The following is a 24029-nucleotide window of genomic DNA, read 5'->3' as shown; positions in this document are numbered from 1 at the left end:
GTCTAATCGATCGTCTTGGATCCGTCAAGGCGGGACACACCCGCTCCAGCGACGGCGTCCTCGACCTCGACCTCGATCTCGACCACGCCGTCCCCGAGGAGATGGGCGGGTTGCTGATCGTCGATGAAGCCCCTCGCGAGCTCCGGTGTCGCCTCGGAGATGAGGGCGAGGGCCTGCTCGACGCTCGCGTCCGGCGCCGTGTAGTAGCGGTCGCCGGCGGCCGTCGCGACGCCGGCCGACATCCGGCCGCCCCAGCGCTGGAAGATGGACTGTTCCAGCGTCCAGCCGATGACCGCGCGCCGCTGCAACGCCACCGTGCGACGCTTCGGCACGCCGCCGCGGACGACGAGGTAGTCCCCGGCGAGCCCGTGTCCGAGCGACCGGTACGCCACCACGGCAACCGGGACTGTCAGCAGCACCAGCGTCAGGGGCAGCGGCCACACCCGGTCCGGTATCGCGTCGCTGAGGCCGAACAGCAGCAGCGCCCCGGACAGGATCAGCGGGTAGTACACCGCCCAGCCGAGCCGCCGTACGAGTGCGCCCCGGGGATGCCGGTGCAGCGGGCTCTCCAGCGGGCGGCTGCCGTCCGGCAGGATCCGGGCGGCCAGCTCGCGAGCCTCGGCGAGCCGGATCCGCGGCAGGATGCCGCTGGTCGTCGACTCCCCGCTCTGCCGCAGCCCGGTCGAGATCACCTTGGTGCCGGTGAGGCGCAGCCAGCGCCACACCAGCGGCTCCTCGAACGCGATGCCGCGGAGCCGTTCGTCGGCGTGTTGCACGGTCCGAGTGTTCAGCAGTCCGCGGCGCGTCACCAGTGCGGTGTCCGGCGGCGTGCCCTTGCGGACCAGCTGGAACTTCCAGTTCTCCAGCAGGAATGCGCCCGCCGTCGCGGCGATGCCCAACGGGTACGCGATCAGCAGCACCAGGATCACGTTCCAGACCACCGCGCGCGATTCCCAGTTCAGCAACCGGCCACCGAGGTCGATCAGGTCGACGCCGAACGGGCGCAGCGCGAAGTGCAGACCGATGAGGGGGCCCGCGACGGCGAACACCGACCACACCGTGACGATGTTCCACGGCACCCATCCGGCTCGCAGGCGGGCGATGACGGTCTCCGGATCGGGCTCGGGCGATGGTGCCGCGTCCGCTGTCGGTTCCGTCGCCCGGCCCGGCATGAGTTCCCGCTCGAGCCGGGTGGCGTGCTGGTGGTCGAGGGCGTCGAGCGCGAAGGAGGACCCGGACTCACCCGAGCCGATGTGGACCGATCGCAGGCCGAGCAGCCGCTGCAGCAACCGGGCGGAGCTGTCGACGCTGCGGATGCGGTCCCGGGCGACGGTCTTGTGCTTGCGCGCCAGCCAGCCGCTGCGCATCTCCACCCGCTCCGCCGTGATCCGGTACCGGGTGGTCCGCCAGCGGTTCAGGTCGAGCAGAGCTCCGACGAGCCCGAACCCGGCGCCGGCGATCAGCGGCCACACCGGGTCGTCGCGGACGACGGTGCCGGCGTAGCCGGTGGCCAGCGAGATCACCACCCGGATCACGTCGAGGTGGACGACGCGGACGCTGAGCCGCCGCCAGGGTTGCCCGGCGTCGGCGGGCTCCCTCATGTGGCGTCGCCCCGGGTGGCCGCGGCGAGCTCACGCAGCCGGTCGGTGGCCTCCTCCGCCTCCCGCACGTCCAGGCCCTCGATCGTGATGCTGCCCTCGGCCGAGGCTGTCGTGACCGTAACGGTGGCGAGCCGCAGATACCGCTGGATCGGCCCGATGCTGGTGTCGATGCTCTGGATCCGGGAGATCGGCACGATCTGCCACTTCCGGGTGAGCCCGCCGCTGAGCGCGTACACCGCGTCGTCGGTGGTCTCCCAGCGGTGGACCAGGTACCGCAGGGTCGGGATGGCCGCCAGGTGCACGGCGTAGAGCGGCCCGGCGACGAGCAGGACGGGGCCGAGCCAGGGGCGGGTGGCCTCCACCAGGCCGTAGACCGCCCCCAGGGTGCCGAGCACGCCGATCGCCCAGCACAGGGTCTGCAGGGTCCGCCAGAGGATGAACCGCCGGCTCAGCCGCCGGCTGGGTGGCCGGAGGCTGAGCCGCCCGGCCTGGACCGGCGGCGGACGTGGGGGTGAGAGCTCGGCCATGTGGCCATGGTGACCGACGCCGCCAACCGGGCCGTCGCGTCAGGACACCGGCCACTCGTGGACGGGGATGTTCTCGTGCATCGGCGGCAGGTAGCGGCGCAGCATCTCGTGCAGGGCCGCCTGCCGGTCCAGCCCCTCACCCTCCAGGGAGTGCAGCGTCTCCACCTGCCAGGTCGCCCCGTTGCGCCCGGTCAGGCAGCGCTGTTCGATGATCCCCAGCAGCCTGTCCCGCTCACCGGCCGACACGCCCCACTTGTCCAGGCCCTCCTTGGCCAGCGGCAGCAGCCGGCGCAGCACCAGCTCGGACACCGGCACGTAGCCCAGCCCGGGCCAGAACACCGACGCCGCGATGCCGTGCCGGGCGCAGGAGTGGAAGTTCTCCTCCGCGGCGCTGAACGACATCTGGGTCCAGATCGGACGCTCGGCCTCGGCCAGCATCCGGACCAGGCCGTAGTAGAACGCGCCGTTGGCCACCGTGTCGACGACCGTCGGGCCGGCCGGCAGCACCCGGTTCTCCACCCGCAGGTGCGGGCGGCCCTTGACCACCGCGTAGATCGGCCGGTTCCATCTGTACACCGTGCCGTTGTGCAAGCGCAGCTCGCTGAGCTCCGGGGTGTCGCCGCTCTCCAGGATCTGCTCCGGGTCGTCCTCGTCGCAGATCGGCAGCAGGGCCGGGAAGTAGCGGACGTTCTCCTCGAACAGGTCGAAGACCGAGGTGATCCAGCGTTCGCCGAACCACACCCGCGGGCGTACGCCCTGGGCCCGGATCTCCTCCGAGCGGGTGTCGGTGGCCTGCTCGAACAGCGGGATCCGGGTCTCGCGCCACAGCTCACGGCCGAACAGCAGTGGCGAGTTCGCGCCCAGCGCCACCTGGATGCCGGAGATCACCTGGGCCGCGTTCCAGTACGCCGCGAACTGGTCCGGGCTCACCTGCAGGTGGAACTGGGTGCTGGTGCAGGCCGCCTCGGGCGCGATGGTGTCCGTGGTGACGGCCAGCCGGTCGATGCCGTCGATGCGGATGTCGAGGTCCTCGCCGCGGGCCGCGAAGATCTGCTCGTTGAGCAGCTTGTAGCGCGGGTTCGCCGACAGGGAGTCGGCGGTCATGTGTTCCTTGCGCAGCGTCGGCAGGATGCCGATCATCACCATGTGCGCGCCGACGCTGCGGGCGTGCTGCTCCGCGTTGTTGAGGCTGGCCCGCAGCTCGCGTTCCAGGTCGGCGTTCTCGTCACCGGCCAGCCGCCGGGGCGCCACGTTGATCTCGACGTTGAACTGGCCCAGCTCGGTCTGGAAGTCCGGGTCGGCGATCGCGCGCAGCACCTCGGCGTTGCGCATCGCCGGGTCGGCGTTGTCGTCGACCAGGTTGAGCTCGACCTCCATGCCGGTCAGCGGCCGTTCGAAATCGAAGCGCGAGTCGCGCAGCATGCCCGCGAAGACGTCGAGACTGCGCCTGATCTTCTGCCGGTACTGCGATCTGTCCTCGCGGGTGAATGTCCTCTGGTCGACCTCTTCGCCCACCGCGCACCGCCCCTCTGCCAGCATCTATGATCCCGTGGACAACCCATCGGCGCATCAGAAGAACGCGTCGTACCACTCCGGAGGTTTCCGCGTGCGTCGCATACCTGCCCTTTTCGTCGCCGTGGCAATCGCGGAGGCGTGCAGCTGGGCAGCGCTGCTGATCGGGATGTTCTTCAAGTACGTCGTCGTGGGCAACGAGATCGGCGTGCAGATCGCCGGGCCGATCCACGGCGCGCTCTTCATGGCGTACCTGGCCGTCACCGTGGTGCAGGCCCGGGTGGCCCGTTGGAAGTGGTGGGTGACGCTGGTCGCGCTGGCCTGCTCGATCCCGCCGTTCGCCACCGTGGCCTTCGAGCGCTGGGCCCGTTCCCGGGGGCTCCTCACCGCCGCAGCAGAGCCCGCAACGCAGTCGTGAGCGCCTGAGGGTTCTCCTCGGCCATGTGGTGGCCACTCTCGATCGGCACCCCCTGCACGTCGTCGGCCCACTCCCGCCAGATCGCCAGCGGATCGCCGTACAGCTCCACCATGTCGTCGCGGGTCGACCAGGCGAACAGCGCCGGGCAGGCGATCCGCCGGCCGGCGGCCCGGTCCGCGTCGTCGGCGGCGCGGTCCCCGCGCAGCCCGGCGCGGTAGTCGCAGCACATCGCGTGCACGGTCGCCGGGTCGTAGATCGCCTCGCGTTCCTCCGGCGGCACGGCGTCGCCGAGCCCGTACCAGGCGTGCGGGTCGGCGTTGATGACCCGTTCCGCCGGCTTCGCCGTCTGGCCCAGGAAGAACCAGTGCTACCACCGGGCGGCGAAACGGGCGTCGGCCCGGGCGAGGGCTTCGCCGATGGGTACGCCGTCGAGCACCGCCAGGTGGCTCACCGCCGAAGGATGGTCCAGGGCGAGCCGCATGGCCACGTAACAGCCCCGGTCGTGCCCGGCCACGGCGAAGCGCTCGTGTCCCAGCCGCGCCATCAGCGCCACGATGTCGCCGGCCATGGCCCGTTTGCCGTACCCGGAGAAGTCGTCGCCCGCCGGCGGCTTGGACGACCGGCCGTAGCCGCGCAGGTCCGGGCAGACCACGGTGTGCTCCGCGGCCAGCGCGGGCGCGACGTGCTGCCAGGTGACATGCGTACGCGGATGCCCGTGCAGCAGGACGATCGGCGGGCCGCTGCCGCCGTGGCGCACCCGCAGGGTCGCCGTCCCGACATCGATCCGGTCCAGGGTGAAGCCGTCGAACATGTCCGAGCCGTTACCCCCGCCCCGGCGGAACCACTCATCGCGGTGGCCTGCTCGCGGCTCAGCTGAGCCAGGCCGCCACGAGCACGGCGGTCAGCACCAGCCCCAGCACGGCCTGGATCAGCAGCCCGGGACCGAAGTGCGACCAGAGCGTGGGGATCCGCGGGGTCAGCGGCTGCATCGTGGTCAGGTTCAGGACCTGTTCCAGCTTCACCGGCAGATCCGGGTCCTTCTGCGCCCGGGTGCGCAACTGCACGAGGTCACCGCGGTGCAACGCCGACTGCGGCAGCTGCCCGTGCATCTCCACCTCGTACGTCTGACCCAGGTCGTCGCGGAGCCGTACCGGGGTGACCAGGTACTCCGGGCCCTTCTTGAGGTCCTTGAACTTGCGCCGCGCGCCTCCGCCGCCGCTGCGCAGCAGGGCCAGGATCAGCGCGCCGAGCGCCTGGGTGATGGTGGCCGCGACGAACACGGCGACCAGCAGCGGCTGCCCGACCTTGACCTCGCGGGTGTAGGAGGGCCGGAACCCGAGGAACCGGCCGGTGATGACGGGACCGGCGTGCCGGAGGATCCGCTCGCGGTAGAGCTCGGTGTCGTCCATGGGGATATCTCCAAGGATGGGAGATGCATTTCCCTCGATCGTACGGAGAGCTACCTGTTCAACACAGTGAGTGAATTGCTGATCACGCGTCACCGGTTGCTGATCTCTCGTTTGGTGCCGGTCCTATCGGGCATCCCTCAATCCCGCTTGCCCATTAGGACGTGCTGCATGAAGATGCCCTCTGCCCGCGGACCGCTCTCGGCCGCTGTCATCGACGCCCTCGCGCGCTCGCCGTACGACTTCACGCTCGACCCGGGCGACGTCAGCCACGAGGACCTGCACCTGACGCTGTTCGTGCTCTACGAGCTGCACTACCGCGGCTGGGACGGCGTCGACGACCAGTGGGAATGGCATCCCGGGCTGCTGGCGCTGCGCGCGCGCCTGGAGGCCCGCTTCGAGGCCGACCTGCGCGAGCTCGTCGGCGACCCGGCGCCCGCCGACGACGTGCCCCGCACGCTCATCGCCCTGACCTCCGACAACAGTGGCCCGTCGCTGTCGGGCTACCTGCGCGGCCGGGCGACCCTGGAGCAGTTCAAGGAGTTCGCCACGCACCGCTCGATCTACCACCTGCGAGAGGCCGACCCGCACACCTTCGCGATCCCCCGGCTGGGCGGCAAGGCCAAGGCCGCGCTCATCGAGATCCAGATCGACGAGTACGGCGGCGGCGTCGCCGACCGCATGCACCAGGAGATGTTCCGCAGCACGATGACCGCGCTCGGCCTGGACACCGAGTACGGGGCCTACGTCGACGTGGTCCCGGCGGTGACCCTGGCCAACAACAACCTCATGTCGCTGTTCGGCCTGCACCGCCGGTGGCGCGGGGCGCTGCTGGGCCACCTGGCCGCGTACGAGATGACCTCGACCGGCCCGAACCGCGCGTACGGCAACGGCCTGCGCCGGCTGGGCGGCGACGCGGACGGGACCCGTTTCTACGACGAGCACGTGGAGGCCGACGCGGTGCACGAGCAGATCGCCGCGTACGACATGTGCGGCTCGTTCTGCAAGGCCGAGCCGGAGTCGGCGGGCGACGTGCTCTTCGGGGCCCGGTGCGTGCTCATGCTGGAGGAGAAGTGGGCGGAGTACGTCCTCGGCCGCTGGTCGGCGGGGGAGACCTCCCTGCGCGGATGACCCGGCGCCGGCCGCTCCCGAGGGCGTGAGCGGTCAGGCGTCGTCGGCGGTGCTGCGGGGGGCGGCGCTCTCGCGGCCCACGCCGGCCCGGAAGCCGATGGCCTTGTGCGTGCCGTCGCAGAACGGCTTGATCGCGGACTTGCCGCAACGGCAGAGCGCGACGGTGCCCCGGCCGGGATCGATGACGTCGCCGTCGGGGGTGCGGAGCGTGAAATTGCCCCGCAGCAGCAGGGGCCCGTCCTCGTACGGGATCACGGTCGCGCCGCCATCGTCCACCGATCCGCTCATGGCGGTGGACATGCCCGGCGGCGCCGCCACGAAACACCGCACGCCACGGGGGTGTCCGCCGTCCGTCTACCGATTGGCCGAAACGGTCACGGCGCGGTCCAGGACACGGTGAACTTGGAACCGAACGCCTGTCGCGGGCGAATCACGGGGGTGGGACGGCATGGCGCTGATCGGCATGAAGTACGTGAATCCAGACAGTGTGCTCGCGCGGACGGCGTGGGAGATGGTGCAGACCCACGCGGGCGGCCTGGGCCCCCACGAGGGCATGACCGTCTGCCCGGTCTGCGGCGAACCCCTGCCCTGCACGGCCGGCCGCGCCGCCGCGGAGGTCGTGGCGGCGGCGGGCCTCGCGGAATCGTCCGGCCTGGTGGAAGCGGCACGAGAGCAGGGCCGAGGAGCATCACCGCTGGGTTTGAGGGGGGACGCCGAGCAGCCGGCCCCCGCGGTCGGGGTGGCGCACCCGCCGATGGCCTTCACCGCGCCGACGGAGCCGCTTCCGGAGCCGGCTCACCGCTCAGGCCCCCAGCCGGTGACGCCGCCGGTGTTCGACGTGCCGCGCGAGCCGATGAGCCCGCAGCCGGGCGGTCCCGCGATGGGCCCGGCGATCGGCGTCGCGTCGGCCTCCGCTACGCCGGGTCCGGTGGAGCCCCGCTCGCCTGGTGCCGGACCGGTCACGCCGACGCCGCCGCCATCCGGACCGGACTCGCCCGGTATGACGCCGCCCGGACTTGTCCCACCCGGGCCGGAAGCGTTCGGCCCGCCTTCGCCGGCCGAGCCCTCAGCTGATCTCTCGCAGACGCAGTCCTTCTCGACGGACCCTTCCGCGGGTCAACCGTCTGCTGGTCGAGCACCGTTCGGCCAAGCTTCATCCGCGCAGTCCTTCTTCAGCCATGCGCAAGCTGCTCGACCGTCGCTCGACCGCGATGCCGATCCCGGCGGCCTCACGCCCGGTCGCCCGGACGCGGGTGGCCCGGACGCAGGCGGTCCCGACCTGAGCGGCCCGGACGCTGGTGTTCCGGATGCCGCCCGGCTGAGCGAGAACTCCCAGGACGCGGGGCAGCTCCCTGCCGGCCTTCCACCAGCAGGCCGCCCGGACGTGAACCAGCCGGGGATGAGGCGCACGGAAGGCGGCCTCTCCACGCCCGCCGAGCAAGATGCCGGACAGGCCGGCCCCGCACGACCCGCTGCGGCCGGCCAGACACCCGAGCCGGCCCGCGCGGCCCCGGACGTGGACCCTCTGCTGCTGGGGCCACCGCTGTTCGTCCAGCAGAACCGCCCACTGGACGCACCCCGCTTCACTTCGTCGGCCCGCACGCCCGATCCGGCCACCCCGCCGAGCAACGCCAACGGCACGGCCCGGCACCAGCCCGGCACCAGCAGCTCCCCGCGGCCGGACTCGACCCCCCAGCCCGCCGCGGGATGGAGCGGAGACCTGGACGCCTCCTCGCACCAGAACCAGACCGGCCGCCCCACCGAGGCACCCCAGCCCGGCCCGACCAACCACCCCGCCCCGCACCACAACCCCGCCACCAGCACCTCATCGCCTTTCACCCGCGACGACGACCGCACCCGGCCCGCCGCCTCGTCGGACGGCCCAGCCAACCCGGCCGCCGGCCAGCAGAGCGCCCCGGTAGGAACTCCTCTCCAGGGCAGCCTCAATGAGCCCGGCGGTCCGCACCAACCGGCCAACCCCGCCGTCGCCCAGCAGCCCCACCCGGCCGGGCCGGGCCAGCAGTGGGGAGCCCCGCCGGCAGGCCAGACCCAGCCGACCAACCAGCAGCCCGGCCTGAGCGCGCCGGCTGCCCACCAGCCCGGCACGGTCCCACCGAGCGGCCAGCAGTCCGGTCCAGGCGGGCCGGGTGTCCAGCAGCCGGGCCCGGGCGGGTCAAGTGGCCAGCAGTCCGGTCCAGGCGGGCCGGGCGTCCAGCAGCCGGGTCTGGGCGGGCTCGGGGTCCAGCAGCCGGGCCCGGCCCGGCCCGGCGACCAGCAGTCCGGCCCCCATCCGCCGAGCGGCCAGCCAGCCGCCCCGGCCAGGCCGTCCTACCCCGCAGCCCAGCCCCGCCAGTCCAACCGCCCCCCACTGGAACCCCCGCAGATGGGCCAGCTCAACCGCCCCTTCGACCCCGCAGCCCCGACGGCGACCCCCGCCCAGCCGCCCGCCGCCCCCCGGGATCAGGCGAACGGCCCTCAGGCCCCCGGAGCTCCGCAGCCGCATCGATCCACGCCCCAGGGACCGGCGCCGGCCCAGACCGCCGGCCCGGCCCCGCTGGGCGCCGCGCCGACCCAGCCACCGCACCCGAGCGCCCAGGAAGCCACCCCCCAGCCCGGCAGCCCGTCGGGCCTGAGCCGCCCGGAACCGGCCGCCCGCACCACCCGCCCACCCCTGGAGCCCCCGCAGATGGGGCAGCTCAACCGCCCTCCCGCACCCCCTGACACACCCTCGGGACTGCCCGCGCGGGGTGCCGCTCCGCAGGCTCCGGCCGCCTGGCCCGCCGCGGCGGCCGAGGCTCCGGCGAGCGCGGCGCCCGAGGACGCGCCGAGTGGCCTCCCGCGCCGCCCGGACGCGCCCGCCCGGCCCGATCCGGCCGCGGACCAGCCCGGGGGACACCACAACGGCTGATCACGGACGACCTGGGCATGATCGGGTGGACAATCAGCAACTCCTATCGGTGGATTGTGTTTCGGCATGAATCGGGTCGGGCAGTACCGTGGCCGGAGGAGTCGGTCCTGGGGGTCTCATGATCGGCTCGGACCGGCATCGGGCCTTCGCGCGCCCGGGGTCACAATCAGCGTTTCGCGTGTCGAGATCGCCCAGTGATGCGTGATCTAGGAGGATGCATGTCTTCGCCTGACTACGTGCAGCTGTCCGGTGAGCGCGTGCTCGAAGACCTGGATCTGGCCGCCACCGGCTATGCGGAGCGTCTCGAGTCGGCCGACGCCGCCACCCGCGAGCAGTTGCGGGAGGAGTTCGTCGCGCTCTGCCTGCCGTTCGCCGGCCGGATGGCCCGCCGCTACCGCGGCCGCGGCGAGGCTCTCGAAGACCTCGAGCAGGTGGCGCGGCTCGGCCTGATCAAGGCCGTCGACCGGTACGACCCGCAGCGGGGCTCCTTCACGGCGTACGCGGTCATCACGATCTCCGGTGAGATCAAGCGGCACTTCCGTGACCGGACCTGGGGTGTGCACGTGCCCCGCCGGGTCCAGGACCTGAGCCTGGAGGTCGGGCACGCCACGATGGTGCTGACCACCGAGCTGTCCCGCCGGCCCACTCCGGCTGAGCTCGCCGCACACCTGCGGTTGTCGGAGTCCGCGGTGCTGGACGCGCTGGAGTCCTCCGCCGGCTATTCGCCGGCCTCGCTGAACGCGCCGGCCGGGGTGGACGGCGCGGCGGAGTTCGGTGACCTGATCGGCGGGATGGACGCCGAGCTGGAGGCGGTCGACGACAAGATCACCGTGGCCGGGCTGCTGTTGCGGCTTCCGGCCCGCGAGCGCCAGATGCTGGCGATGCGCTTCTACGGCAACCGCACCCAGGCGGAGATCGCGGCCGAGCTGGGCATCTCGCAGATGCACGTGTCGCGGCTGCTCAGCCGGGCGCTGGGCTGGCTGCGCGAGGCCATGCTCAGCGACACGCTGCCCCGCTGGGAAGGGGCGAGCGCGCCGTCCGACGGCCACGGCATGCAGATCACCGTCACCCGCGAGGACGGTGTCCTGGCAATGCGGATCCGCGGCGAGGTCGACCGCGACACGGCCGGCCGGCTGCGGACGGGCCTGCGCCACGCCGTCGCCACCGTCGGCGCCGACCGGCTGGTGGTCGACCTGACCGCCGTGCCCCTCGTGGACGCCGCCGGCGTGGCGGCCCTGGTCGACGCCGCATCCGCGGCCGCGGTGGCCGAGGTCCCGCTGTCCTTGACCGGCGCCCAGCCCTACGTGTCGCGCATCCTCGCCGTCTCCGGCCTGCACAACCTGCTCGCCACCGACCGCCACTGAATCGGGCGCGGGGCGTCAGCTGACCTGCAGCGACGCCCAGACGACCTTGCCGTTGTCGGTCGGCAGCCAGCCCCACGAGTGCGCGGTGGCCTCCACGAGCAGCAACCCCCGCCCCCGCATCGAGGCGGCGCCCTCGTTGACCCGCCGGAGCGGCTCGCCTGCGACGCCGTCGCGGACCGCGATGTGCAGGAACCGCGGCCGCAGGGTCACCCGCAGCGTCATCATCGTGTGCGCGTGATCGACCACGTTGCTGACCAGCTCACTGGCCACCAGGCTGGCCGGGGCCAGCAGGTCGGGCAGGTCCCAGCGCAAGCACGCGTCGGTGGCCACGTTGCGGGCCTGCCGGGCCGCGCCCGAGATCGGCAGCAGCTCGTCGCTGAGCACGGACAGCGTGTGCCGTTCCAGCCCGGCGTGCTCGCGGGCCGCCTGGAGGGTGGGGAAGCGGGGCACGGTCCGGTATGCCGCGCCGCGCAGCAGGTTGCCGGTGTAGGGCTCGGCGGCGCACAGCAGGAACGGGATGCCGGGCCAGCGGGCGGCCTGCCGGCGCACGGCGACGAAGACGTGCAGGGCCAGCGGGTCCGTCAGCGTCAGGGCGGACAGGTCGATCAGCAGCGCCTCGGGCTGCTCGGCCAGGCATTTGAGCAGCTTCACCCGCAGGTCGGCGACGTCGCCGAGGCCGAGGGCGCCGGACAGCTCCGCGATCAGGCGGCGCCCGTCGTCGCTCACGGTGCAGTCGACAGACACTGCTACCGACCTCCCGATTTCGGTCCCGGGTGACGCTGGATACCCGATGCATCCAGTCTCAAACGGTGTCGGCCGTTACGCCGAGCATCGCGTCCGCCTCCATCACGATGATGGCGCCGTGGTCGTCCGGTCCGGCATCCGCGGTTGCGAGCGGGGTCGCGGCCACCCGTACGGTGACCGGCCGGCCCCGCCGGTTGATCGCCTCGACCGAGAGCTCCGCCGGGACGCCCTGAGCGCCGAGCACTCCGCGCAGCAGCGGCCGGAGCTGCTCGAACGGCAGCCCGATGTCCAGATTGAGGAAGTGCTTGCCGACCACCTCGTGCGAGCGCAGCCCCCAGAGGTCCTCCGCCCGCCGGTTCCACACCCGGATCCGCAGCTCGCTGTCGACGACGGCGACCCCGGCGCGCAGGCTGGCCAGCACGGTCTCCAGGAACGCGTTCGCGTCGTCGAGCTGCGTGGTGCTGACCCGCAGCTGGTCGTTGATGTTCTGCAGCTCCTCGTTGGTGGACTGGAGCTCCTCGTTCATCGTCTCCAGTTCCTCGTTGGTGGACTGCAGCTCCTCGTTCGTGGTCTCCAGCTCCTCGACCGTCGACTGGAGCTCCTCGTTGGTGGTCTCCAGTTCCTCGTTGGTGGACTGCAGCTCCTCGTAGGCGGCCTCGAGCTGCTGATGCGCCTGCTCCAGGTCGTCCTGCAGGCGCCGCGCCGCGGTGACGTCGTTGAAGACGATGTTGACCCCGAGCAGGCTGCCGTCGGCCGCCGTCAGCGGGCTGATCTGGACCTCGAGGTGGATCATCTCGCCGTTGCGCACGTACTCGACGTCGGAGACCCGCAGCGTGCGGCGCTCGACCTGGGCCTGCTCGGTGTAGCGGCGCAGTTCCACCGGCCGGTACGACAGGTCGAGGTCGCGGAACGGCCGGCCGATGTCCCGCGACGACACCCCGAAGAGACGGTCCAGCCGGTTGTTGGCCAGTGCCACCAGGCCGTCGGCGGTGAGCCCGAGCTGAGCCACCGGGCTGGCGGCGAAGGCCTCGATGCGCAGCTGGTCGAGACCGAGAACATGGTTCGCGGTGGCCGGCAGCTGCTCGCCGAAGACGGCGTTCTGGTGAAGAGCGCGGGGCACGCGGCGGAAGATCCGGCGCTTGAGGTCCACCGGGGTGAAGATGCTGCCGTGGCTGAGCAGCATCTCGGCCTTGCCCAGCATCAGGATGCCGCCGTCGGCGAGGGCGAAGTGGAAGCGCGAAAGGATCTTGGTCTGCGTCTCGGCGTTGAAGTACATCAGGGTGTTGCGGCAGGCCAGCAGGTCGATGCGGGAGATCGGCGCGTCCTGGACCAGGTCGTTGCGCCCGAAGATGACCGAGCGCCGCAGGTCCTTGCGGAAGGTGAAGCGGTCGCCGGCCCGTTCGAAGTACTTCGGCCTCAGCTCGGGCGGGACCGCCTGCAGCGCCTGCTCGCCATAGGTCGCCTGCCGGGCCTCGGCGAGCTGCTCCTCGTCCACGTCGGTGGCGTAGATCTTGACCCGCTCGCGGAGGGCATCGATGCCGATCGTCTCGGCCAGCACGATCGCCAGCGTGTACGCCTCCTCGCCGGAGGCGCAGCCGGCCGACCAGATCCGGATCGGCGCTTCCGGCGCCCGGGCCGTCACCAGCGGCTCGAGCATCTCGGCGCGCAGGTATTCCCAGGCCTCCGGATCGCGGAAGAAGCCGGTGACGTTGATCAGGATGGTGTTGAACAGGTCCGTGAACTCGTCCGGATGGACCTGCAGGTGGTCGGCGTAGTCCTGGTAGCCGCTGATGCCGACCTGCGCCATGCGGCGGTCCACCCGGCGCATCAGACTGGACCGCTTGTAGCCGGTGAAGTCGAAACCCCGGGACTCCTTGAGGTGGACCAGCAGCGCCTCGAAGTCCGGGTCGGTGGGGATCATGGTCGCCTTCCGTCACATGGTTGCGCGGCGACGCTACCGCACGTCGGAGGGCGACTCGTCCGGATGTTCGCCCGGTGCCGCCGTGTCGGGCCCGCGTTCCGGCATCGCTCCGAGCCGCGCGATCAGCCGGCGGATCGTGGCACCGGCCGCGTCGGCGTCGGCGGCGATGTTGTCGAAGCGGGCCCCGGTGCCGGCCCGCCGGTGGGCTCCGTTGGCGGCCATCCGCCGGCTCAGCTCGGACTTCTCCTCCAGCGCCCGCAGCGCCATCCACAGCGCACCTTCGAGCGCGATGGCCTGCTCGTCCAGCAGGCTCTCCGGCGACCAGGCATGACCTATCCGGCACCGGTAGCGCGGGACCGGTCCGTCGTCGATCTGGAACAGCCCGCCGCCGCAGGCAGGACAGCCGAAGCCGGCCGGCGGGGCGAACCGGTCGGTCGTGACCGCGGCCAGGTCGGACATCGCCACCTCGCTGTCGAGCAGCTCATCGGCGGGCAGCCGTGGCTCGTCGGGCAGGGGCATGGCTGTCAGCTCCGCGAGGAGGCCGCCGAGCTTGGCGGCGGGTGCGACGTGCTCGGTGGCAGTCCGGGCGAGGGCGGCGAGCGGCATGGACGAATACAGCGCCTCGGCCGGATCCTGCACCACGGCCAGGCCGCCGCGCGCCACGATGCTGGTGAGGCCGGCCGCGCCGTCGTCGCGGGAACCGGAGAGCACGACGCCGATGCCGCGCGGGCCGGCGGCGCGGGCGACGGAGCGGAACAGGGGGTCGATGGCCGGGCGGTGCCCGTTCTCGGCCGGGCCGTGAGACAGCCGCAGGTGCCCGTCGAGCAGCAGCAGGTGGTGGTCGATGGGCGCGACGTAGATGCGGCCGGGCCGGATGCGCTCACCTTCGAAGACCCCGGCCACGGGCAGCGGGCCGCTGCGGTCCAGGATCGAGGGCAGGGCGCTGGGCGCATCGCGGGGCAGGTGCAGGACCACGAGGACCGAGGCCGGGAGGTCCGGTGGCAGACCGGCGACCAGAGCGCGGAGGGACTCGACTCCGCCGGCGGACGCGCCGACTGCGATCACGTCCCGGTGCCTGGCCGTCACGCTGCCGCTCCCGCCGTCAGATGGGTCCACACCACCTTACCGTCGGAGACCGGCAGGACTCCCCAGGCGTCGGTCAGCTCCCGGACGAGTTGCAGGCCACGGCCACCGGCGTCGCCGATCCCGGGTGCCTTGGGCCGGGGGAGCGTCCGGCTGCCGTCACGGACGGTCAGGCACACCCGCCCGTCGCGCAGCCCGACCGTGAACTCCATGGTGGTGTGCGCGTGCCGGACCACGTTGGCGACCAGCTCGGTGGCGACCAGCGCGGCGGTGCCCGCGAGCTCGCGGCGGTGCCACGAGGTGCAGGCCTGGGTCACCAGCTGGCGTACCTGCCGGCAGGCGTCCGGGACCGGCCGCAGCCGGACCCGGATCCGCCGGGGCTCGGGTTCTTCCTTGGTGTCGGTCAGCGCGTCGGCGCAGTTGGCCGCGGTGCTGACCGCGGCGCAGTCGGGCCAGGCGGCGATGGTCCGGGCCGTGTCGGGCCCGGCGCCGCAGAGCACGATGGGTACCGCCGGCCAGTCGGCCGTCCGGCACACCACCGTGCTCAGCACGTCCAGCGCGGCGGGATCGGGGATCTCGAGAGCGGCGACGTCGAGGAGCAGGGCCTCGGGCTGGGCCGACAGCGCATGGGAGATCCCGTGCTCCAGCGCGCCCTTGGTCATCGCGTCCAGCACGCCGCTGACCCGCAGGATCGCCACCGGGAGGTGCTGCTCCGGCCGGCAGACCAGCTGGCTCGTCATCCGCCCCCCTCTACCGACGCGTCGTGTCCGTCGCGTCGTTCGCGATCAGTGCCCGCGAACCCACCGGGGCAAACGCAAGGAGCGGCATCACACCCCGACGGCGGCCCCGTCCCGTACCCGTTCGTAGAGGCCCAGGTACTGCGATGCCATCACCGCCGGGGTGAACCGGCGGGCGGCCTCCTCCCGGCAGGCGGCCTCGGCGATCGTGCCGGCGGCTGCCACGAGCTCGCCGAGCTCCTCCTCGTCGGAGGTCAGCAGACCGGTCCGGCCGTGCTCGATGAGCTCGGGCAGGCAGCCGCGGGCGATGCCGATCACCGGGGTGCCCAGCGCGAGCGACTCGACCACCGCCGTACCGCCGGGCTCCTCCCAGCGCAGCGGGAAGAGCGCGACCCGGGCGCGCGCGACCAGGTCGTCCCGGTCCTGCCCGGTCACCGTGCCGACCCAGCGGACCCGGTCACCGTCGACGTGCGGGGCGACCTGCTCCTGCCAGAACCGGACATCGGGATTCTGCGCCGCCGCCGGGCCGGCCGCGGCGAGATCCTCGGGCCGGTGGTACGGCCCCACGGGCCCGGCCAGCACGAGGTCGAAGCCGGCACTGTGCGCGAGCCGGGCCGCCAGGTCCTGGCCCTTGCCGGGATTGATCCGGCCCAGCACGACCGCGTAGTCCTCCTTGGCGACCGGCGCGCGCAGATCCGCCCCGTCCGCCAGCGGCGTCGCGAGGTGCACGTGGCCGACGGCGTGCGCCCGCAGCGCGGCCGGGGCGTGGGTCAGCTGGTTCGCCGAGACGCCGTTGACCCGGACCCGGTCGCCGCCGTCGAAGGTGCCGTAGAGCTCGGGGTGCTTGGCCAGATCCCAGTGCAGGGTGTGCAGGCCGGGCGGGGAGTCCGGGCCCAGCGCGGCCAGGGTGGCCAGCCCGGCCGCCTCGACGTGGTCGTGCACCAGGTCGATGTCGCCCTCGGCGAGCCGGCGCCGCACGGCGTGCAGGTGCGCGGGCACGATGCCGCACACCTGGTTGTACGGCCGTTGCAGCAGACCGAACTGGCCGGTGCCGAAGACCGACAGCTGCTCGTCCACCGCGAGCGTGCTCTCCGCCACGGTGGCCAGTACGACCTCGACCCCGAGCCGGCGCAGCTCGGGCACCAGGGTGGCGATGACGTTCTCGATGCCGCCGTAGCCGTTCGGGGGGACCGGGAGCCACGGCCCGGCGTTCATCAGGACCTTCATGCGGCCGGCACCGACCTGCGCGCCACCGTCTTCAGCGGCGGCCGTTCCGTGACGCCCACCTCGCTGAGCACGATCTCGCGGTCCAGGTGCGGCAGGGCGTCGGCGCCGCCGCGGCGGAACTGGGTGAGCAGCGTCGAGGGCGGCAGCGGGTCGGTGACCAGGCCACGGCGGTGCAGCCGGGACCACGCGGTCACCATGATCTGGGCCGACATCCGGCCCAGCGCCTCGGTGCCCTGGTGGCGGTGGAACCGCTCGCCGAGGTCGACCTGGGCGAGCGCGTCCAGGCCGACCAGGTCCAGCAGGTCGATCAGCATCGCGATCTCGACGCCGTACCCGGAGACGAACGGGATCCGCTCCAGGGTCGTGCGGCGGCCCGCGTACTCGCCGGCCAGGGGCTGGACCACGCCGGCCAGGTCCGGCCAGAACAGGTTGATCAGCGGCCGGGCGGCGAGCTCGGTGACCCGGCCGCCGCCGTCGGTCTCGACGCCGGTGCTGCTGACCAGCGGGCGGTGGTAGAAGCCCTTCACGAACTCGACCGACGGATCGGTGAGCAGCGGCCCGAGCAGGCCGGTCACGAAGTGCGGGGAGAAGTCGCGCAGATCACCGTCGACGAAGGCGACCACGTCACCGGTGCTGGCCGCGAGGCCGGCCCAGAGCGCGTCGCCCTTGCCCTCCATCCGGGGCAGGCCGCGGGTCACGTCGTCCTGGTGCACCACCCGGGCGCCCGCCGCGCGCGCCACCAGGGCGGTCGCGTCGGTGGACCGGGAGTCCACCACCAGGATCTCGTCGACCAGCGGCACCTCGACGCTCAGGTGCTCATGGATGGTCGACACGATCGCGCCGACCGTCGCCTCCTCATTGCGCGCCGGGATCACCACGCTGACGCGGGTGCCCTTCTTGGCGCGGGCCAGTTGCCGGGATGACCATTGTGTGGCATTTCCGGTCCGGTAGGCCGCCCAGGCCTCCACGATGGGTGACGCGGTCGGTGCAACGTTCGTGTGCGAATGCCGCATGGGCACACCCCCCAGTTGACGATCAACAGCGAAGCGCGGAACTTTCCCATGACCGGCCGCTTCCAATCTTGCCGGCGGGTAACAGCTGGATGTCCGGATCCGCGGGCAGACCTGACGTTTCACATTTGCCGGGGCGGAGAAGTCGAAGGGCCGCAGCACGGTGTCGAGGATCGGGGAGGGCTCATGGCCGGGACAAAAGTGGGAATCATCGGCGCCGGCGGTGTCGCGCAACGGCACGCCAGAGTGTTGTCCGGACTACCGGGAGTACAGGTAGTGGGCGTGACCGACGTCGTTCCGGCGGCGGCGCAGAGCCTTGCCGACGCGCACGGCGCCCGGGTTCATCCGGATGTCGAAGCGCTCCTGAGTGCCGGAGTCGATGCGGCTTATGTGTGTGTGCCGCCGTTCGCGCACGGCGACGCGGAGCGCGCGGTGGTGGCCGCGGGCCTGCCGTTGTTCGTGGAAAAGCCTATTTCACTTGATTGGGATACGGCTACCGAAATCGCTGCCCTCACCGCTAAGCGTCAGGTATTGACAGCAGTCGGTCACCATTGGCGATATCTGGCCATTGTCGAACAAGCGCGTGCCCTGCTGGAGGACCGCCCGGTCCGGCTGGTGACCGGGGCGTGGCTGGACAAAGTGCCGCCGGTGTCCTGGTGGCCGCACCAGGACCGGTCCGGTGGCCCGGTGGTCGAGCAGGCCGCCCACGTGCTCGACCTGGCCCGCCACCTGGCCGGCGAGGTCACTGAGGTGACCGCTGTGGGAAACGGCACACCGCCACCGGTCGACGGGGCGGATGTGGACGGCGCCACCGCCGCCACGCTGCGCTTCGCCAGCGGGGCCGTGGGGACCCTGGCCGCGACCTGCGTGCTGGGCTGGAAGGAGCGGGCGGGCCTGGAGGTCTACGCCGACGGGCTGGCCCTGGCGGTGACCGAGACCGGGCTCGTGGTCCGCGACGCCGACGGACCGCGCACAGTGGACAGCGACCCGGAGAGCGCGCGCATCGCCGTGGACCGGGCGTTCATCGACGCCGTCCGGGGAGACGGCGACGACATCCGGGTGTCGTACGCCGAGGCGCTGCGTACCCATGCCGTGGCCCTGGCCGTCGCCGAGTCCGCGGCCACCGGCCGGGCCGTCACCCCCCGCAGCGCGGAGGTCTCGCATGTCTGACCGCAACATCATCGTGGCCGCCCCCGGCCGGCTGGAGGTCGCCGAGGAGCCGGTCGCTCCGCTCGCCGACGGGCAGTTCCGGGTCGCGACCCTGTTCAGCGGGGTGTCGGCGGGCACTGAGCTGAGCTACGTCAAGGGCACCAACCCGGCCCTGCACCACGGCTTCGACCCGGTCCTGGGCCTGTTCGGCGGCCCGGTCGAGCAGCCGTTCCCGGTGACCCGGCTCGGCTACATGGAGGTGGCCCGGGTCGAGCAGAGCCGCACGCCGGCGGTCGCCGAGGGCACTGTCGTGGCGATGACCTACGGGCACCGCACCGGCTACACCGGCGATCCGCTGCGCGACCGGGTCGTGCCGCTGCCCGCCGACCTCGATCCCATGCTGGGCATCTACGTCGCGCACATGGGCCCGATCTGCGCCAACGGCCTGCTGCACGCCGCCGCCGACCTGTACGGCACCGCGGTCCGCGGCCTCGGCGACGGCGTGGCCGGCCGCCGCGTCGCGGTCACCGGGGCCGGGGTGGTCGGCCTGCTGACGGCCCTGTTCGCCCGGGCCCACGGCGCGGCCTCCGTGGTCGTGCTCGACCCGACGCCGCAGCGGCGCGCGGTCGCCGCCGCACTCGGCCTCGACACCCTGGACCCCGAGGACGGCGACCCCGCGGTCACCCTGAAGACCGCCTGGCGGCACACCGCGGACGACCGCGGCGCCGACCTCGTCTTCCAGTGCCGTGGCCAGGCCTCGGCGCTGCAGCTCGCCCTGCGGTTGCTGCGCCCCCAGGGCACGGTGATCGACCTGGCCTTCTACCAGGGCGGCGCGGACGAGGTCCGGCTCGGCGAGGAGTTCCACCACAACGGGCTGGGGCTGCGCTGCGCCCAGATCGGCCGGGTGCCCCGCGGCCTGGCGCCGACCTGGGACCGCGAACGCCTCTCGGCCGCGACGATCGACCTGCTGCGCGCCGACGGCGACCTGATCCGTAAGCACCTCGTCTCGGCTGTGGTGCCCTTCGACGAGGCGCCACAGTTCCTCGACGACCTGGCCGCCCGCCGCCGCCAGGAACTCCAGGCGGTACTGGCCTGCTGAGAGAGTGCTGAGCGACACCATCCGGTGCGGGCGGGGCACGGCTACGCTCGGCGCATGGCCGTGCGGAGAGTGGGACTGCCCGCACTGCTGCCCTACCTTCGCGAGCATCGCGGCACGCTGGCCGTGGTGGGCGGGCTCTCCCTGGTCACCGCGGTCACCGCGCTCGTGCAGCCGGTCCTGGTCCGCTCGGTGCTCGACGGCATCGGCGCCGCGCGGCCGATCGGCGGGGTGGTGGCTCTGCTGATCGCCCTGCTGCTGACCGGGGCGGCCCTCGGCGGCCTGCGGGACTACCTGCTGCAGCGCACCGCCGAGGGGCTGGTGCTGACCACCCGCCGCCGGCTGGCCCGGCACCTGTTGCGCCTGCCGATCACGGAGTACGACAGCCGTCGCACCGGTGACCTGCTGTCGCGGGTCGGTGCCGACACCACTCTGCTGCGCGCCGTGGTGACCTCCGGGTTGTTCGAGATCGTCACCGGCACGGTCATGGTGATCGGCGCGACCGTCGCCATGGCCGTGCTCGACCCGCTGCTGCTCGGCGTCGCCCTGTGCGGGCTCGCCGTCGGGATGGCCGTCGCCATCTCGGTCTCGCGCCGCGTGCGCGGGCTGTCCGAGCTGACGCAGGCGCGGCTCGGCGAGATGACCTCGGCCGTCGAGCGGGCCATCTCGGCGGCGCGCACCATCCGGGCCAGCGGCGCCGAGCAGCGGGAGGCCGAGACGGTCACCCGCAGCGCCACGGAGGCGTACGAGGCGGGCATGCGGGTGGCCCGGCTGCGCGCACTGATCGGGCCGGCCTCCGCGGCGGCCACCCAGGGGGCGTTCCTGCTGGTGCTGGGCGTCGGCGGGGCCCGCGTGGCGTCCGGGGCGATCAGCGTCGGCGACCTGGTGGCGTTCGTGCTGTTCCTCTTCTTCCTGGTGCTGCCGCTGGGTCAGGCGCTCAACGCGTACACCCAGCTGCAGACCGGCCTCGGCGCCCTGCAGCGCATCGAGGAGGTCCTGGACCTGCCGTCGGAGACGGCCGGCGACAGCCCGGCGCCGGCCGGGCCCGAGCGCGACGGCGAGCCGGCCGTCGTGCTGGAGAACGTCAGCTTCGGTTATCCCGGCGGGACCGAGGTGCTGCGCGACGTCTCCTTCACCGTGCCGGCCGGCAGCCGGATCGCGCTGGTCGGGCCGTCCGGCGCGGGCAAGTCCACGGTGCTCGCTCTCATCGAGCGCTTCTACGAGCCCACGGCCGGCACGATCCGCGTCGACGGCACCGACATCCGGCAGCTGCCGCGGGACGCGCTGCGCCGCCGGCTCGGCTACGTCGAGCAGGAGGCCCCGGTGCTGGCCGGCACCCTGCGCGACAACCTGCTGCTCACCGCGCCCGGTGCCGGCGAGCAGCGTCTGCTGGCCGCGCTGGAGCAGGTCAATCTCGGTGCGCTGGCGACCCGTACCCCCGAGGGCCTGGACGTGCAGGTCGGTGAGGGCGGCGTGCTGCTCTCCGGCGGTGAGCGCCAGCGCCTGGCGATCGCCCGCACGCTGCTGGCCGACGCCCCGATCCTGCTGCTCGACGAGCCGACCAGCAATCTCGACGCCCGCAACGAGGCGTCGCTGCGTGAGGCGATCGCGGCGGCGTCCTTCCGGCGCACCCTGATCGTCGTCGCGCACCGGCTCAGCACCGTGGTCGACAGCGATCTGATCGTGGTGCTGGAGGCGGGCCGGGTCGTCGCCGTCGGCCCGCACGAGCAGCTGCTGGAGACCAGCCCGCTCTATCGCGAGCTCGCCACGCACCAGTTGCTGGTCAGCTGAGCCCACCCGCGGCGGAAAACTCATGCACGTTAGTTACATGAGCCCAGGGCGAAACAGCCGGGAGTCGGCACCACGTTTCAAGGTAAGTGAAGTACCGTAACCGCCCATGGGTGTGTCGCAGCGGTTCAAGAACCGGTTCCGTAAGTTCCTGCAGCGTCCGGGCACCACGGTCGATCTGGCGCCGCTCGAGCGCCGGCTGCCGGCCATCGAAGCCCGTGAGGAGGCGCTGCGTGAGCTCGACGACGCCGCGCTGACCGAGGCCGCTGCCGCGGCGGACGACTACACCGAGATCTGCGCGGTCGGCCGGGAGGCCGCCTGGCGCGCCCTCGAGCAGCGGCCGTACGACGTCCAGCTGGTCGGCGCGATGGCGCTGCTGTCCGGCAAGGTCGCCGAGATGGCCACCGGTGAGGGCAAGACCCTGACCGCGACCATCGCCGCGTACGGCCACGTGCGGCGGGGCAACGGCCCGGTACACGTGCTCACGGTCAACGACTACCTGGCCCGCCGTGACGCCACCTGGATGGAGCCGGTCTACAAGCTGCTGGGCCTGACGGTCGGCTGGGTTACCGAGGCCTCCACCCACGAGGAGCGCCGCGAGGCGTACGCCGCGGACGTCACCTACGTCTCGGTCAGCGAGGCCGGCTTCGACTACCTGCGCGACCAGCTCGTCACCGACCTCGCCGACCGCGTGCAGCGCAAGTTGGCCACGGCCGTCGTCGACGAGGCCGACTCGATCCTGATCGACGAGGCCCGGGTGCCGATGGTGCTGGCCGGCAGCATCTCCACCGAGAGCGACCCGGTCCACGACGCCGCCGCGCTGGTCCGCGACCTGCGCCCGGGCAAGGACTACGAGGTGGCCGAGGACGGACGCAGCGTCGCCTTCACCAACGCCGGTCTGGAGGCGCTGGAGAAGAAGATGGGCATCGACCTGTACGCCGACGACCAGGTCGAGCAGCTTTCCGCGGTCAACGTGGCCCTGCACGCACGCGCCCTGCTGCGCCGCGACGTCGACTACATCGTGCGCGACGGCGGCGTCGAGCTGATCGACGAGATGCGCGGCCGGGTCGCCCAGCGCCGCCGCTGGCCCGACGGCCTGCAGGCGGCCGTGGAGGCCAAGGAGGGCCTCAGCGCCACCGCCGAGGGCGAGGTCCTCGACACGATCACCGTCCAGGCCTACATCGCGCTGTACGAGACGGTGTGCGGCATGACCGCCACCGCGGTGCACGTCGGCGAGCAGCTCCGGGAGTACTTCAAGCTCGAGGTCGCGGTCATCCCGTCGAACACGCCCAACATCCGCGAGGACGAGCCGGACCGGATCTACTCCGCGCACGACATGCGCGACGAGGCCCTGGTCGAGGAGATCAAGATCGCCCACGACAAGGGGCGGCCGGTGCTGATCGGCACCCTCGACGTGAAGGCCTCCGAGCTGCTGGCCAAGCAGCTGGCCGCGGCCGGCGTGCCGAGCAACGTGCTCAACGCCAAGAACGACGACGAGGAAGCGGCGATCATCGCCGAGGCCGGCTCCCTGGGCGCGGTCACCGTCTCCACCCAGATGGCCGGCCGCGGTGTTGACATCCGCCTCGGCGGCAGCGACGGCAAGGACGCGGAGAAGGTCGCCGAGCTGGGCGGCCTGTACGTGATCGGCAGTGGCCGGCACGACAGCCGCCGCGTCGACGACCAGCTGCGCGGTCGCGCCGGCAGGCAGGGCGACCCGGGTGGCTCGGTCTTCTTCGTCAGCCTCGAGGACGACCTGATCACCCGGCACGCCGGCGACATCCTGCCGTCCTCGCCGCGGATGGACATGGACGGCGTCGTGCACGACGAACAGGTGGAGTACGCCGTCGAGCACGCCCAGCGCGTCGCCGAGGGCGTCAACCACGAGATCCACCGCAACACCTGGCGCTACAGCGTCGTGATCGAGGAGCAGCGCCTGGCCCTGGCCCAGCGCCGGGAGCGGCTGCTCACCTCCGAGGTCGCCGCGATCATGCTGCTCGAACGGTCGCCGGAGAAGGCGAAGGAGATCGACGAGGACGTGCTCTCCGACGCCGCCCGCTCGATCGCGCTGTACCACCTCGACCGGCTCTGGGCCGAGCACCTGGCCGAGCTGTCCGAGGTCCGCGAGGGTGTGCACCTGCGGGCGCTGGGCAAGCTGGACCCGCTCGACGAGTTCCACCGGGCCGCGGTGCCCGCCTTCCAGAAGGTCTTCACCGAGATCGAGGCCCGCACCATCGCCACGTTCGAGGAGCTCGACCTGAGCGACGGCTACCACCCGGAGCAGGCCGAGATCGTGCGCCCGAGCGCGACGTGGACGTACCTCGTGCACGACAACCCGTTCGGCTCCGAGCTGGACCGGCTCATCGCGGCCGTCGGCCGCCGCCTCACCGCGAGCAGTTAGACCGCGTTT

At 72.5% G+C, this 24029-nt stretch carries 21 protein-coding genes; 8 read left to right on the top strand and 13 right to left on the bottom strand.

The window, feature by feature from the left end:
• Positions 1–2: 2 nt before the first annotated feature.
• Genes Aau02nite_RS41425 through Aau02nite_RS41415 form a run of 3 tightly spaced genes read right to left on the bottom strand, consistent with a single transcriptional unit; the run spans position 3 to position 3643 of the window.
• A complete protein-coding gene (locus Aau02nite_RS41425; RefSeq protein ID WP_212994145.1) occupies positions 3–1601 on the bottom strand; it encodes a PH domain-containing protein in 1599 nt (532 codons plus the stop codon).
• Positions 1598–2128: a PH domain-containing protein gene (locus tag Aau02nite_RS41420; RefSeq protein ID WP_212994144.1), complete on the bottom strand. Its 531-nt coding sequence runs from the start codon at positions 2126–2128 to the stop codon at positions 1598–1600. The genes Aau02nite_RS41425 and Aau02nite_RS41420 overlap by 4 nt, the downstream gene beginning before the upstream one ends.
• Positions 2129–2167: 39 nt before the next feature.
• Positions 2168–3643 (bottom strand): glutamate-cysteine ligase family protein, encoded by a 1476-nt coding sequence (locus Aau02nite_RS41415; RefSeq protein ID WP_212994143.1) that lies wholly within the window; start codon positions 3641–3643, stop codon positions 2168–2170.
• A gap of 91 nt (positions 3644–3734) precedes the next feature.
• Here Aau02nite_RS41415 and Aau02nite_RS47055 point away from each other — a divergent pair, with 91 nt between their 5' ends.
• Positions 3735–4058 (top strand): DUF3817 domain-containing protein, encoded by a 324-nt coding sequence (locus Aau02nite_RS47055; RefSeq protein WP_246595835.1) that lies wholly within the window; start codon positions 3735–3737, stop codon positions 4056–4058.
• Here Aau02nite_RS47055 and Aau02nite_RS47050 read toward each other — a convergent pair.
• The 3 genes from Aau02nite_RS47050 to Aau02nite_RS41400 form a co-directional block, all read right to left on the bottom strand.
• Complete coding sequence (locus Aau02nite_RS47050) at positions 4024–4338, bottom strand: alpha/beta fold hydrolase (RefSeq protein WP_246595834.1); 315 nt, start codon at positions 4336–4338, stop codon at positions 4024–4026. The genes Aau02nite_RS47055 and Aau02nite_RS47050 overlap by 35 nt on opposite strands.
• Before the next feature lie 87 nt (positions 4339–4425).
• Positions 4426–4869, bottom strand: a complete 444-nt coding sequence (locus Aau02nite_RS47045) for an alpha/beta fold hydrolase (protein ID WP_246595833.1) — start codon at positions 4867–4869, stop codon at positions 4426–4428.
• Between the two features lie 58 nt (positions 4870–4927).
• A complete protein-coding gene (locus Aau02nite_RS41400; protein ID WP_212994141.1) occupies positions 4928–5467 on the bottom strand; it encodes a hypothetical protein in 540 nt (179 codons plus the stop codon).
• 168 nt (positions 5468–5635) lie between these two features.
• On the opposite strand from Aau02nite_RS41400, the gene Aau02nite_RS41395 reads away from it, so the two are divergent.
• Positions 5636–6595 carry an iron-containing redox enzyme family protein gene (locus Aau02nite_RS41395; protein ID WP_212994140.1) on the top strand — a complete coding sequence of 320 codons (960 nt, stop codon included), beginning with the start codon at positions 5636–5638 and terminating at the stop codon, positions 6593–6595.
• 33 nt (positions 6596–6628) lie between these two features.
• Here Aau02nite_RS41395 and Aau02nite_RS41390 read toward each other — a convergent pair whose 3' ends face one another.
• Complete coding sequence (locus Aau02nite_RS41390; RefSeq protein ID WP_212994171.1) at positions 6629–6883, bottom strand: CDGSH iron-sulfur domain-containing protein; 255 nt, start codon at positions 6881–6883, stop codon at positions 6629–6631.
• Positions 6884–7994: 1111 nt separating this feature from the next.
• Between Aau02nite_RS41390 and Aau02nite_RS41385 the strand changes: the two genes are divergently transcribed.
• Together Aau02nite_RS41385 and Aau02nite_RS41380 are read left to right on the top strand one after the other, a co-directional pair.
• On the top strand, positions 7995–9503 hold the full coding sequence (locus Aau02nite_RS41385; RefSeq protein WP_212994139.1) for a chromosomal replication initiator protein DnaA: 1509 nt from the start codon (positions 7995–7997) through the stop codon (positions 9501–9503).
• Positions 9504–9721: 218 nt separating this feature from the next.
• Positions 9722–10867, top strand: coding sequence for a SigB/SigF/SigG family RNA polymerase sigma factor (locus Aau02nite_RS41380; protein ID WP_212994138.1), 1146 nt, complete (start codon positions 9722–9724; stop codon positions 10865–10867).
• A gap of 15 nt (positions 10868–10882) precedes the next feature.
• Here the strand turns inward: Aau02nite_RS41380 and Aau02nite_RS41375 are convergent, their stop codons facing one another.
• From Aau02nite_RS41375 to Aau02nite_RS41350, 6 genes are all read right to left on the bottom strand, one after another.
• The gene (locus Aau02nite_RS41375; protein ID WP_212994137.1) at positions 10883–11611 is read right to left on the bottom strand and encodes an ATP-binding protein; all 729 of its coding nucleotides are present in this window, start codon (positions 11609–11611) and stop codon (positions 10883–10885) included.
• Between the two features lie 58 nt (positions 11612–11669).
• On the bottom strand, positions 11670–13532 hold the full coding sequence (locus Aau02nite_RS41370; RefSeq protein WP_212994136.1) for a CheR family methyltransferase: 1863 nt from the start codon (positions 13530–13532) through the stop codon (positions 11670–11672).
• 33 nt (positions 13533–13565) lie between these two features.
• Complete coding sequence (locus Aau02nite_RS41365) at positions 13566–14618, bottom strand: chemotaxis protein CheB (protein WP_212994135.1); 1053 nt, start codon at positions 14616–14618, stop codon at positions 13566–13568.
• The gene (locus Aau02nite_RS41360; protein WP_212994134.1) at positions 14615–15355 is read right to left on the bottom strand and encodes an ATP-binding protein; all 741 of its coding nucleotides are present in this window, start codon (positions 15353–15355) and stop codon (positions 14615–14617) included. Before Aau02nite_RS41360 ends, Aau02nite_RS41365 begins: the two co-directional genes overlap by 4 nt.
• Positions 15356–15442: 87 nt before the next feature.
• Positions 15443–16579 carry a glycosyltransferase gene (locus Aau02nite_RS41355; RefSeq protein ID WP_212994133.1) on the bottom strand — a complete coding sequence of 379 codons (1137 nt, stop codon included), beginning with the start codon at positions 16577–16579 and terminating at the stop codon, positions 15443–15445.
• Positions 16576–17592, bottom strand: a complete 1017-nt coding sequence (locus Aau02nite_RS41350) for a glucosyl-3-phosphoglycerate synthase (RefSeq protein ID WP_212994132.1) — start codon at positions 17590–17592, stop codon at positions 16576–16578. The genes Aau02nite_RS41355 and Aau02nite_RS41350 overlap by 4 nt, the downstream gene beginning before the upstream one ends.
• Here Aau02nite_RS41350 and Aau02nite_RS48150 point away from each other — a divergent pair.
• From Aau02nite_RS48150 to secA2, 4 genes are all read left to right on the top strand, one after another.
• On the top strand, positions 17584–18759 hold the full coding sequence (locus Aau02nite_RS48150) for a Gfo/Idh/MocA family protein (protein WP_438841227.1): 1176 nt from the start codon (positions 17584–17586) through the stop codon (positions 18757–18759). The genes Aau02nite_RS41350 and Aau02nite_RS48150 overlap by 9 nt on opposite strands.
• Positions 18752–19837 (top strand): zinc-dependent alcohol dehydrogenase, encoded by a 1086-nt coding sequence (locus tag Aau02nite_RS41340; protein WP_212994131.1) that lies wholly within the window; start codon positions 18752–18754, stop codon positions 19835–19837. The genes Aau02nite_RS48150 and Aau02nite_RS41340 overlap by 8 nt, the downstream gene beginning before the upstream one ends.
• A 54-nt stretch (positions 19838–19891) precedes the next feature.
• Positions 19892–21625 carry an ABC transporter ATP-binding protein gene (locus tag Aau02nite_RS41335; RefSeq protein WP_212994130.1) on the top strand — a complete coding sequence of 578 codons (1734 nt, stop codon included), beginning with the start codon at positions 19892–19894 and terminating at the stop codon, positions 21623–21625.
• 106 nt (positions 21626–21731) lie between these two features.
• Positions 21732–24020 carry an accessory Sec system translocase SecA2 gene (gene secA2, locus Aau02nite_RS41330; protein WP_212994129.1) on the top strand — a complete coding sequence of 763 codons (2289 nt, stop codon included), beginning with the start codon at positions 21732–21734 and terminating at the stop codon, positions 24018–24020.
• The last annotated feature ends 9 nt before the right edge of the window (positions 24021–24029 follow it).

The organism is Actinoplanes auranticolor, assembly GCF_018332655.1.
Taxonomy (GTDB): Bacteria; Actinomycetota; Actinomycetes; order Mycobacteriales; family Micromonosporaceae; genus Actinoplanes; species Actinoplanes auranticolor.
Note: the sequence above shows the minus strand (reverse complement) of the source record. Positions and strands in the feature narration are given on the sequence as shown.

Bases quoted from the DNA above. Each gene is read 5' to 3' on its own strand.
- Aau02nite_RS41425 (WP_212994145.1), bottom strand. From the start codon at position 1,601: ATGAGGGAGCCCGCCGACGCCGGGCAACCCTGGCGGCGGCTCAGCGTC.
- Aau02nite_RS41420 (WP_212994144.1), bottom strand. From the start codon at position 2,128: ATGGCCGAGCTCTCACCCCCACGTCCGCCGCCGGTCCAGGCCGGGCGG.
- Aau02nite_RS47045 (WP_246595833.1), bottom strand. From the start codon at position 4,869: ATGTTCGACGGCTTCACCCTGGACCGGATCGATGTCGGGACGGCGACC.
- Aau02nite_RS41400 (WP_212994141.1), bottom strand. From the start codon at position 5,467: ATGGACGACACCGAGCTCTACCGCGAGCGGATCCTCCGGCACGCCGGT.
- Aau02nite_RS41395 (WP_212994140.1), top strand. From the start codon at position 5,636: ATGAAGATGCCCTCTGCCCGCGGACCGCTCTCGGCCGCTGTCATCGAC.
- Aau02nite_RS41390 (WP_212994171.1), bottom strand. From the start codon at position 6,883: ATGAGCGGATCGGTGGACGATGGCGGCGCGACCGTGATCCCGTACGAG.
- Aau02nite_RS41385 (WP_212994139.1), top strand. From the start codon at position 7,995: ATGAGGCGCACGGAAGGCGGCCTCTCCACGCCCGCCGAGCAAGATGCC.
- Aau02nite_RS41380 (WP_212994138.1), top strand. From the start codon at position 9,722: ATGTCTTCGCCTGACTACGTGCAGCTGTCCGGTGAGCGCGTGCTCGAA.
- Aau02nite_RS41370 (WP_212994136.1), bottom strand. From the start codon at position 13,532: ATGATCCCCACCGACCCGGACTTCGAGGCGCTGCTGGTCCACCTCAAG.
- Aau02nite_RS41360 (WP_212994134.1), bottom strand. From the start codon at position 15,355: ATGACGAGCCAGCTGGTCTGCCGGCCGGAGCAGCACCTCCCGGTGGCG.
- Aau02nite_RS41355 (WP_212994133.1), bottom strand. From the start codon at position 16,579: ATGAAGGTCCTGATGAACGCCGGGCCGTGGCTCCCGGTCCCCCCGAAC.
- Aau02nite_RS48150 (WP_438841227.1), top strand. From the start codon at position 17,584: ATGCCGCATGGGCACACCCCCCAGTTGACGATCAACAGCGAAGCGCGG.
- Aau02nite_RS41350 (WP_212994132.1), bottom strand. From the start codon at position 17,592: ATGCGGCATTCGCACACGAACGTTGCACCGACCGCGTCACCCATCGTG.
- Aau02nite_RS41340 (WP_212994131.1), top strand. From the start codon at position 18,752: ATGTCTGACCGCAACATCATCGTGGCCGCCCCCGGCCGGCTGGAGGTC.
- Aau02nite_RS41335 (WP_212994130.1), top strand. From the start codon at position 19,892: ATGGCCGTGCGGAGAGTGGGACTGCCCGCACTGCTGCCCTACCTTCGC.
- secA2 (WP_212994129.1), top strand. From the start codon at position 21,732: ATGGGTGTGTCGCAGCGGTTCAAGAACCGGTTCCGTAAGTTCCTGCAG.